The sequence below is a fragment of the Mycobacterium sp. genome (assembly GCF_036273375.1).
Taxonomy (GTDB): Bacteria; Actinomycetota; Actinomycetes; order Mycobacteriales; family Mycobacteriaceae; genus Mycobacterium.
On the sequence record NZ_DASUHS010000025.1, the window covers coordinates 1 to 2441 of the forward strand.

A 2441-nucleotide genomic window follows, 5' to 3' on the forward strand; every position below is an offset into this window, starting at 1 on the left:
GATCGCCTCCTACCTCACGATCGAGCGCGATCTTGGCCGCATCGCAGCGGATGCCGACATCGACACGCTCGCTCCCACGCTGATCGGGGCCGGGCATCTCCTGTTCGCCGACCGAGAAGGTCCTCCTCCGGACACTGGAGCCGTCGGCAAGGTCGTGACCACCGTCATCGCCGGCGTTGCGCGGTGACCGCCGGAAGCGGTTTCAAGCAAGCTCCGGGCGATGTGGCTGCTGAGGTTCCACCACGCCTCCGACCCGCACTTCCGGCACCACGAATCCGGCTCAAGGCGTTGCCCGACGGCGTCCAGACCGGGTTCATCGAGACGGCAGAACGTGGTCAGACAGGGCGCGGCGCCGATCCGGGGTTTTTGCGCCGGTTGGCATTGAAGCGCGCCTTCTTCTGACGATTCCCGCACGTGTTCATCTCACACCATTTGCGGGTGCGACTTTGGCTGGTGTCGAAGAAGGCGGCTTGGCATGTTGGCGATGCGCACAAGGCCAATTTTCCGTCTCGTTCGCCTGCGATGATGCTGATCGCGTCGGCGGCGATCACGCTGAGGGCATCTTCCACGCAGGAAGCCGAGCTGAGCTGCCATCGCCGATTGCCCTCGGGCGTCAGGATGGCCGCGGCCCGACCCTGAGCGCTGCGGTCATTGATGACTTGGACAGCAGACGCAGGGAGAGCGTCCTGGATCGCGGCCGCCGTCGCGGCGGCGTGAATCGACTCCCTCAGTTCCCGGGCGAGGTCGAGCTGGGCCGTGGTGCAGGAGTTCACGGCGAGGCCGTTCACTGCCAGCCAGTCGACGAGTCGTTGCGGCGTGGGAATGCGCTCCACAGCGTCGCCACGACGCTCCGTCAGAGTCGCCGTGAAGCTGGTCGCCAGCACGTTACCGAGGCGAAAGTCAGGGAACCCAGCACGCATGGAACCACCTTAGCTGGTTGCAAGCAGGCGTGACGACGTGCTAGAACCGCCTTAGCCGGTTCCTCGATGGCCAGGAGGTCTCATGCCCCGTCTCACCAGCGACGTGCAAGCATTTGAAGCCCACGCAACTGACGCTGACCTCGACGATCTGCGCGCGCGATTAGAGCGTGTCTGTTAATTGCGGATGCGGTGGTGGATGATCAGGCATGCGAGGAGGACGCCGCCGAGGTAGGTGGTGGCGTATTTGTCGTAGCGGGTGGCGATGGCGCGCCATTGTTTGAGCCGACCGAAGCCGCGTTCAACGGTGTTGCGGTACTTGTAGATCTCGGTGTCGAATGCGGGTGGCCGTCCACCTGCTGATCCTTTGGCCTTGCGGCGTTTGATCTGGTCGGAGCGTTCCGGGATGGTGTGGGCGATCTTCTTCGCCCGCAGGTGCGCCCGGGTGCTGGGGTGGGAGTACGCCTTGTCCGCCAGCAACCGGAACGCTTCGGTGTCACCGCGCTGGTGTGCGGCCAGCAGCGGCTTGAGATAGGGGTTGTCGCCGGCCTGGCCGGGTGAGAGCAGCACCGTCAACGGACAGCAGAACCGGTCGGTCAGTGCGTGGATCTTGGTGGTCATCCCGCCACGGGAACGTCCCAAGGCGTGATCGACCGGTTCGGTGGCGAGATTCGTGTCATTCGACCGAGCCCCCCGTGTGGGCATCGCGCAGCGCACCGGCGGAATGCTGGTGCGCGCGGGCGATGCTGGAATCGATCGACAGCAAGTTACGCAACTGCTCGTCACGCTCGGGCGCAGCGGCCCGCACCGCGGCGAACATCCGCACGTAGGTGCCGTCATCAGCCCACCGGCGGTGACGCTCCCAGATCGATTGCCACGCCCCGAAATGATCCGGAACGTCTCGCCATGGTGACCCGGTGCGGTAGCGCCAGATGATGCCCTCCAGCGTCAACCGATGGTCATTCCACGGCCGACCCTGATGCCCACCCGCCGGCAACACCGGCTCGATCAACGCCCACAACCCGTCAGAAATCTCGTCCGCACGCAGCACTCACCGAGCATCGCGCACCAACCGCCCAATCTTTAGCAGACACGCTCTAGTCGCGAGATCTGTTCGAGCGGCACCCCGTCGTCGGACAGCAGGGACACGAAGCTGTGACGTAGCTCGCGTGGCGTCCACTCCTCCGCCTTGAGTCCGGCGACGCGAAGGATGCGCCGGACCGCGCGGCGTACGTTCCCGGCGCTCATCTCGGTACCCACCTCGGACGCGAACACTAGGCCATGTTCCGTCCAGCGGTCGCCAATGTTGAACTGGTGGATTTGCTGCCGTTTCCGTTGTGAGACAAGCGCGTCAACTGCGCGCTGGGGCAGCGCGAGTGATCGCTTGGACTTCTTGGTCTTGGTGTCGCCTCCGGCTCGGACCGAGCGCCACACCATGATGTGCGGCGGCACCGGAGGAACGGCGTGAGGGTTCCCGTCGAGGTCCACCAACGTCCACAGCAATGGCCTCGCCTCCTCGGTCCG

At 65.1% G+C, this 2441-nt stretch carries 2 protein-coding genes and 2 pseudogenes; 1 reads left to right on the top strand and 3 read right to left on the bottom strand.

Annotated features, from left to right (window positions below):
• Positions 1 to 187 (top strand): annotated as a pseudogene (locus VFW69_RS02640) (TetR/AcrR family transcriptional regulator); the annotation flags it as partial.
• Between the two features lie 148 nt (positions 188 to 335).
• Here the strand turns inward: VFW69_RS02640 and VFW69_RS02645 are convergent.
• The 3 genes and pseudogenes from VFW69_RS02645 to VFW69_RS02655 form a co-directional block, all read right to left on the bottom strand.
• Positions 336 to 920, bottom strand: coding sequence for a CGNR zinc finger domain-containing protein (locus VFW69_RS02645; RefSeq protein WP_526497888.1), 585 nt, complete (start codon positions 918 to 920; stop codon positions 336 to 338).
• 174 nt (positions 921 to 1094) lie between these two features.
• Positions 1095 to 1968: pseudogene (locus VFW69_RS02650) on the bottom strand (IS5 family transposase).
• Positions 1969 to 2000: 32 nt separating this feature from the next.
• On the bottom strand, positions 2001 to 2441 hold a 441-nt coding region (locus VFW69_RS02655; protein WP_526497890.1), incomplete at its 5' end, for a tyrosine-type recombinase/integrase.

Excerpts from the sequence above, each read along its gene's own strand:
- VFW69_RS02645 (WP_526497888.1), bottom strand. The coding sequence starts at position 920 with ATGCGTGCTGGGTTCCCTGACTTTCGCCTCGGTAACGTGCTGGCGACC.